Consider the following 6,987-nt stretch of genomic DNA (forward strand, 5'->3'; position numbering starts at 1 on the left):
CGGAAAAAGACTTGACCGCGCTCATGGAGCGCTTCCAGGCTGCGCTCTCAGAAAACAAGGTCACGGCCGCCGTGCTCGCCGTGGGGTGAGAAAATGAGGGGATGCTTGAGGATGCTTATCGGACGCGGTTGCTGCCAACCCGCAATACGCCAAATCAAAAGCAAACCGATAGTTCGCTTTTCCTGTGCGCATGATGGCGATTAGATCTCACACCGACGTTAAAGGCCGATTTCAAGCCAAGTCCCCAACCGCGGCTTGGAAAGCGGCCTCAGTAGAGCAGTCACGCATTTCGTCCGTAACTGCTTCTCTAGCGCGGCGGTGGGTCAAACGACGACCGGATCTGTTCGAGATTTCCCGCAAACTGGAGACGATGCTTGGACGCGAGGCCGTCGGTCAAGGAGCGGGCGCCTGCTTGGTTGGCGGATCCGTGAATTACCACGACTACACCGCAATTCGCCGTGTAGTCATGGAATGTGGCAAAAACCGCGCATGCTCTAAAAACCCGCTAGATGGCCCGACGTTTGCCCCGGGGCCTTCGACCCTCATATTCCCACTCTCGAGCTCTTCGAGCCAATCCTACGCCCATTTGCAGCGTTCGATATTTTCCCGGCACCAATTTTTGTGACGACGCGAACATACCGAGGCCTCCAAACGTCGGAATTTTTCGTTCCCGCGACGATGAGCTTACCATCGTTATGACGACGCATCATCCCCATCATCTGGCGGAGGCGAATTTTGTGATTTTCGTGAGCTGGCTCGGCCAATGAGCGGCGCATGGCGCGCCCGCGAGGCTGCGTAAAAGCCGGTCACATTTGTGGGCGAACCATTCCGAAAACCAATTCCGAAAAAACCGGAGATCTACCCCGGAAAGCGACGAGCTCTCGCAACGGGCCTGCTCAAAGCCTCGACCTCCCTCATAGTTCGAGCCGTCGGCTGCACGAAAACTGCAAAATAATCCTCGAAATCTGAGATCGGCCGGCAATCGCGCTGCAAAGCCCCAGCGCATTGTCCGCACATGGCCGACGTCATCTCCTTTCCCTTACTCGCAGGACGCCTGCCGCGCCGGCTCGTAAACGACGGCTGGTGGCTCGCCCGCCATCCCAACCAGCCGCCCGCGGAAATCTCGCCATTCCCCGTCCGCCAACGGCGGCGCTGCAACGTCATTCCCTTCCCGATCGCGCATCGCCAAAGGAAAGCCAGCGATGATTGAAACTTCTCTGTCCTCTCGCACTCCCATTCAATGGCTGGCGTGCAGGCTCGCTCTCGCCGCCTCTGCTGCGGCTCTCGCCGATTGGCTGTTCTTCGATCGAGCCGGCGTCGGCTTGTCGCTGGCCCTGTTTCTCGGCGCTGTCGGCCTGCTGACGATCCTCGTCAATCCGATCCGCGCGAGCAGGCAATTACGGATCGCCGCCGCCGCTGCGCTTATTCTCGCGCTGCTGGCCGTCATGGAGAACGTCTCCTGGCTGTCGTTTCTACTCGTTATTGGAGCGACGCTGATGTTCGCCCAGGTCATGACTTTCGGCGACAGCGGCGTCTGGCCCTCGCAGCTCCGCCGCGCCTGCAATCTGCTGTTCGTCGGCCCGTTCTGGCTGATCGGCGATATTCTTCGTGCGCGGAGGCTATCGCGGAGCAGGTCCAGGACTGTCCAGCCTGCGGGGACGCTGGTCGCCTGGATCGCGCCGATCGGGCTTTTTCTCGTATTTCTGTCGCTCTTTGCGACGGCGAATCCCGTGATCGAGGACTGGGTGGGCCTATTGGATCCGAGGCGCGGATTCGAGCTGGTCTCGCCGATACGAATCCTGTTCTGGCTGATGATCGCGTGCCTCATATGGCCGTTCATTCATCTGCGCCGCCCACTTGAGCCGGCGCAGCGAAAGGCGCCCGCATCGGCGAGCCAAAAGGACGACGGCGCGCTGCTCGGCGCGGATGCGGTGCTACGATCGCTGTTCTTGTTCAATGCTTTGTTCGCCGTGCAGACGTCCCTGGACACAGCCTATCTCTGGGGCGGCTTGGCGTTGCCGCATGGCCTCACCTATGCGGCCTATGCGCATCGCGGCGCCTATCCGCTGCTGGCGACAGCAGTGCTCGCCGCCGGCTTCGCCCTCGTAGCGATGCGTCCGGGCGGCCCTGCCGAAAGATCGCGTTACATAAAGCCCTTGGTGCTGATCTTTGTCGCGCAGAACGTCATGCTCGTCCTGTCGTCGATGTTTCGGACCGCGCTCTATGTCGACGCCTATTCCTTCAGCGAACTGCGGCTCGCGGCGATGATCTGGATGGGCCTGGTCGCTGTCGGCCTCATGCTGATCACCATTCAGATCGCCGCGCGAAAATCGAACAAATGGTTGCTCGACGCCAATGCGCTCGCCGCGGTCGCGACGCTCTACCTCTGCTGCTTCCTGAATTTCCCTCATCTCGTCGCGACCTACAATGTGACGCATTGCGCCGAGACGAGCGGCGCCGGCCCGGCGCTCGACATCGACTATCTTGTTTCGCTCGGGCCGCAGGCGATCCCCGCCTATGATCGATATGTCCGGCTCTACGCCGAGCGGACAGGGCGCCGCCCGCCGAGAGAGGAGAAATTCGCCCGCGCCTCCGCCCGCGCCGCCATCGCCGATATCGACTGGCGCAGCTGGACCTTCCGAGGATGGCGCCTGAAACGATATTTCGATACAAATCCGCAAGGCGCGGCGCCGACGAGCTCCGACGCCTCTGGCAATCGATAGGCACGCTACCGTGGCCCACCGCATTCTCGTCGCCGACGACGATTCCCACATTCGCGACATCATCTGCTTCGCGCTGGAAAAGGCCGGCATGAAGACGGTCTCCGCCTGTGACGGCGCCGAGGCTCTGCGTCGCTTCTCCGAGGCGGCGCCCGATCTCGTCGTGCTCGACATCGGCATGCCCGAGATGGACGGCCTCGAGGTTTGCCGGCGAATCCGCAAGACCTCGGATGCGCCGATTCTGTTCCTGTCCGCGCGCGACGAGGAGATCGACCGGGTGATCGGCCTCGAGATCGGCGGCGATGATTACGTCACCAAGCCCTTCAGCCCGCGCGAGCTGGTGGCGCGCGTCAACGCTATTCTAAAACGCGCGCAGGCTCGCCCTGCGCCGGAAGCCGCGTGGCTGTCGCGTGGCGATCTCACCCTCGATCCGAACGCCCGTGCCGCGACCTTCGGCGCGCAGCCGGTCGCGTTGACGGCGATCGAATTCGCAATCTTGAAGACCCTGCTCGCCCGCCCCGGCACGGTGTTCACGCGCGACCAGATTTTGGATGCAGCCTATGGCGGCGCGATCCATGTCGCCGATCGCACGATCGACAGCCATATCCGCAACATTCGCGCGAAATTCAGCGCTCTCGCCTGCGACAATGCGATCGAGACGGTGCATGGCGTCGGCTTCCGGATCGGTCGTTGTGAGGCGAAGGCTTGATCGACCGACCGCCCTATATAGAAGTGCCGCGCAAATGGCGGCCGAGCGTCGGCTTGATCGTATCGCTCGTCATGGCGACCGCGCTGGCGCTGCCACTCGCCGGCCTGTTCTTCTTCCGCATCTACGAGAACCAGCTCATACACCAGACGGAATCCGAGCTGATCGGGCAGAGCGCGGCCATCGCCGCCGTCATGCGCCGCGAACTCGAAACGCGCGCGCCGGCGAATATTCCTCTGGGAACGGAGGTCTCTGCGCCGAGGATTGATCCTGCGGAGCCCTATACGCCGATCATGCCGACGCTCGATCTGACCGCTGACGACATGCTGGGACAAAGGCCAGACGCACAACCCGCCGCAGCGCCGGCCGACGCCGAATTCGTCGCGCTCGGCGCGCGCCTCGGGCCCGACCTCGTCGAAATCCAACAGGTCACGCTCGCCGGCTTTCGTCTGCTCGATCCCAAAGGCGTCGTGATCGCCGGACGCGAGGAGATCGGCCTGTCGCTCGCGCATGTCGAGGAGGTCGCCGAGGCGCTTCAGGGGCAGTATCATAGTGTCATGCGTTCGCGGATTTCGAAGCACGAGCCGCCACCGCTCTATTCCTGGAGCCGCGGGACGGCGGTGCGCGTCTTCACCGCCATGCCGATCATCCTGCGCGGCCGCGTCGCCGGCGTCGTCTATTCCTCTCGCACGCCGAGCAACATTTTCAAGAGCTTTTATGACGAGCGCGGCAAGGTGGCGCTCGCCGCCCTGACCATTGTGAGTCTCGCTCTGCTGATCGGCTTCGTGTTCCAGCGCACGATCACGCGGCCGATGCGCGAGCTCATGCGCCGGACAGCAGCCATCGGTCGCGGCGATCGTAGCGCGCTGCGGCCGCTCGCCCATCACGGAGCGATGGAAATTGCGCAATTGTCGCAGAGCTTTCTCGATATGGCCACGAATCTCCAAAATCGTTCGGACTTCATCGCGACCTTCGCCGCCCATGTCTCGCACGAGCTGAAATCGCCGCTGACATCGATTCAGGGCGCGGCAGAGCTGTTGCGCGACGATCTCGATCCATCCGCCCCTGGCATGAACATCGACGATCGGCGCCGCTTTCTCGATAATATCCTTTCGGATACGGGCCGATTGACGGCCGTGGTGCAAAGGCTGCGCGAGCTCGCGCGCGCGGAAGCCACGCCAACCTTGGGAACGACGACAATGGCCGACGCCGTGACCGATTTGCGATCGACCTTTGAAAGTCTGGGCATAGAAGCGCATGGCGACATCGACCGTCCGATTCGGATATCGGCGGAAAGCGCGCGCATCATCCTTTCGCATCTCGCCGACAATGCCGCGCGCCATGGCGCCACGCAATTGACGATCGCGGCCTCAGCGCAAGGCGAGGACCTGCGTATCGCGGTTCGGGACAATGGTTCGGGCGTATCGCGCGCTAATCGCGACAAGGTCTTCGACAGTTTCTTCACGACACGGCGCGACAGCGGCGGCACCGGCATGGGTCTCGCAATCGTGCGCGCCATGCTCCAAGCGCATGGCGGAAGCATTGCTCTGGCCGAGGATGGCGAGGGAGCGCCGCCCGGCGCAGAATTTGTTTTGACGATCCCGCTCGCGGAACGGGATCGGCCGCAGTCATGAAAATGCGCTCGGCCATCTGCGCGGCGATCATTCTCGCCGGACTATCCCTGCGCGCCTTCGGACCTGGGCTCGGCCTGCCGGCGTTCGTGGTGAAATACGGCGGCTCCGTCCTGTGGGCAACGATGGTCTATTTCCTCGTCGCTGTTGGCTGCGGCAACTGGCCGCGATGGCGGGTCGCAGCGGCCGCCATGTCGATCGCGATCGCGGTGGAGGCCTTCCGGCTCTATCACGCGCCCTGGCTGGACGCTTTTCGCCTGACGCTGCCGGGCGCGTTGATCCTCGGCCGCATATTCTCATTATGGAACATTCTCGCCTACGCCATCGGCGTCGCTGCGGCGGCGGCTTGCGATCCTTGCGGGGGACATGGCGCGCGGCCGACGTTTTCGCGCGCGATATTCGCCCTCCTATGGGCGGCCGGCGCCGGCGCGATTGCAATCGCCGTCAGCCTCGAAGATCCATTGTTCTTGCCATATCGCAACTGGGCATGGGCGGCGATCCTCGGCGCGTCGATCGCAGGCGTCTTGACGTCTGCTTTCGCGATGCGGCGCGGCGGGAAAGTTTGGCGCCAAGGCGGCCTGCTCGTCGCGCTTTGGTGCTGCGCTCCGCTCACGCTCGCCGGCTATTGGCTCTCGGCGCGGCTGGTGAACATCGCGTGATGAGCACGCCACTGGAGCTCGGCCAGCGCATTTCATCGTCGGCTATGAGAGCGTCGGCGAGGTCGCGCCTCTCGCCGCGCGCGGTCTGATCGGTGGGATTTTCGTCACCCATCGCAATGCGGCCGGCCGGAGCCTCGACCGATTGCGCGATGAGATCGCCCAGCTCCAAAGACTGCGGCGCGACGCCGGACTACCGCCACTGATCGTCGCCGCCGATCAAGAAGGCGGGATCGTCTCGCATCTGTCGCCCCCGCTTCCCGCACATTCTCCTCTGTTCGATCTCGCAGGGTTGCCGCCGGACGTCCGACGCGCAAAGGCGCGCGAGGCTGGCGAAGCGCTCGGCGCCGAACTGGCGGGTCTCGGCGTCACAGTCGATTTTGCACCAGTGGTCGATCTGCGCTTCGAGAGACGGTCGGATGCATCCGACAACGGTAGCCGGATCGCAAGCCGCGCCATCGACTCCGATCCCGCCGTCGTCACGGAGACCGCGACCGCCTTCGCATTGGGGCTCCACGCGAAAGGGGTGAGCGCGACACTGAAGCATTTCCCCGGCCTCGGCCGCATCGCGGAGGATACGCACGCAGTGCGGGCCCGCCTCGCCACGCGTGAGGACGATTTGGCTCTATCAGATTGGGCGCCGTTCCGCGAAATCGTGCGAAAATCGCCCACGCTCGTCATGGCGAGCCACGCGATCATAGATGCGGTCGATCCGCTTCATCCGGCGTCCCAGTCGAAGGCGGCGATCTCCGGCCTGCTTCGAGGCGAATGGGGCTTCGAAGGCCTCGTCGTGACCGATGATCTCGACATGGGCGCCGTCTACCGCCACGATATCTGCTCCGGCGTCGTCGCTTCGCTCAACGCCGGCGTCGACTTGCTGCTGGTTTCGTATGACGGTCGCCAATACTACCCACTGATGGAATGCGTGCTCGCCGCCGACGCTAAAGGCCAAATCGATCGCCAGATGCTGGTTGTCAGCGACGCCCGACTTCGCGCTTCCGAAAATTGAACCTTCGACGAGTCAGCGGTTCCGAAAAGGTACAAGGTCCGCAGCGGCACGACTCTGTGAACCTGAAAGTTTGACCCATTGCGGACCGGCGCCATACGAACGGCGGACGTCCGGCTGCGCCGATAGGAGAGATTCCCGTGTCCAGGCGAAAGGGGGTAAGCGCCGTCGCGACCCCATTGATTCTTTGGGTTCGGAAGGATTTTCGGATGTGAGATTCTTCGGAGGGACAGCCATGTCTCTGGAAGGATCCGAAGATGAACGAGAA

Annotated in this window: 6 protein-coding genes; all 6 read left to right on the forward strand. The window is 63.1% G+C overall.

Features of this window, described 5'->3' with window-relative positions; genetic code table 11:
* Positions 1 to 1,015: 1,015 nt before the first annotated feature.
* Positions 1,016 to 1,210 (forward strand): hypothetical protein, encoded by a 195-nt coding sequence (locus tag FMZ75_RS20540; protein WP_166145998.1) that lies wholly within the window; start codon positions 1,016 to 1,018, stop codon positions 1,208 to 1,210.
* Positions 1,203 to 2,723 carry a DUF4153 domain-containing protein gene (locus FMZ75_RS20545; RefSeq protein ID WP_166146001.1) on the forward strand — a complete coding sequence of 507 codons (1,521 nt, stop codon included), beginning with the start codon at positions 1,203 to 1,205 and terminating at the stop codon, positions 2,721 to 2,723. The genes FMZ75_RS20540 and FMZ75_RS20545 overlap by 8 nt, the downstream gene beginning before the upstream one ends.
* A gap of 10 nt (positions 2,724 to 2,733) precedes the next feature.
* The gene (locus FMZ75_RS20550; RefSeq protein WP_166146004.1) at positions 2,734 to 3,429 is read left to right on the forward strand and encodes a response regulator transcription factor; all 696 of its coding nucleotides are present in this window, start codon (positions 2,734 to 2,736) and stop codon (positions 3,427 to 3,429) included.
* Positions 3,430 to 3,500: 71 nt separating this feature from the next.
* The gene (locus tag FMZ75_RS20555; protein WP_166146010.1) at positions 3,501 to 5,060 is read left to right on the forward strand and encodes an ATP-binding protein; all 1,560 of its coding nucleotides are present in this window, start codon (positions 3,501 to 3,503) and stop codon (positions 5,058 to 5,060) included.
* A complete protein-coding gene (locus FMZ75_RS22320) occupies positions 5,057 to 5,716 on the forward strand; it encodes a DUF2809 domain-containing protein (protein ID WP_166146007.1) in 660 nt (219 codons plus the stop codon). The genes FMZ75_RS20555 and FMZ75_RS22320 overlap by 4 nt, the downstream gene beginning before the upstream one ends.
* Before the next feature lie 85 nt (positions 5,717 to 5,801).
* A complete protein-coding gene (locus FMZ75_RS20565; RefSeq protein ID WP_207783555.1) occupies positions 5,802 to 6,722 on the forward strand; it encodes a glycoside hydrolase family 3 N-terminal domain-containing protein in 921 nt (306 codons plus the stop codon).
* Positions 6,723 to 6,987 lie beyond the last annotated feature (265 nt).

This window comes from Methylosinus sp. RM1, from assembly GCF_011378635.1.
Lineage (GTDB): Bacteria > Pseudomonadota > Alphaproteobacteria > Rhizobiales > Beijerinckiaceae > Methylosinus > Methylosinus sporium.

Coding starts and splice junctions, on each gene's coding strand:
- FMZ75_RS20540 (WP_166145998.1), top strand. CDS start 1,016: ATGGCCGACGTCATCTCCTTTCCCTTACTCGCAGGACGCCTGCCGCGC.
- FMZ75_RS20545 (WP_166146001.1), top strand. CDS start 1,203: ATGATTGAAACTTCTCTGTCCTCTCGCACTCCCATTCAATGGCTGGCG.
- FMZ75_RS20555 (WP_166146010.1), top strand. CDS start 3,501: ATGGCGACCGCGCTGGCGCTGCCACTCGCCGGCCTGTTCTTCTTCCGC.
- FMZ75_RS22320 (WP_166146007.1), top strand. CDS start 5,057: ATGAAAATGCGCTCGGCCATCTGCGCGGCGATCATTCTCGCCGGACTA.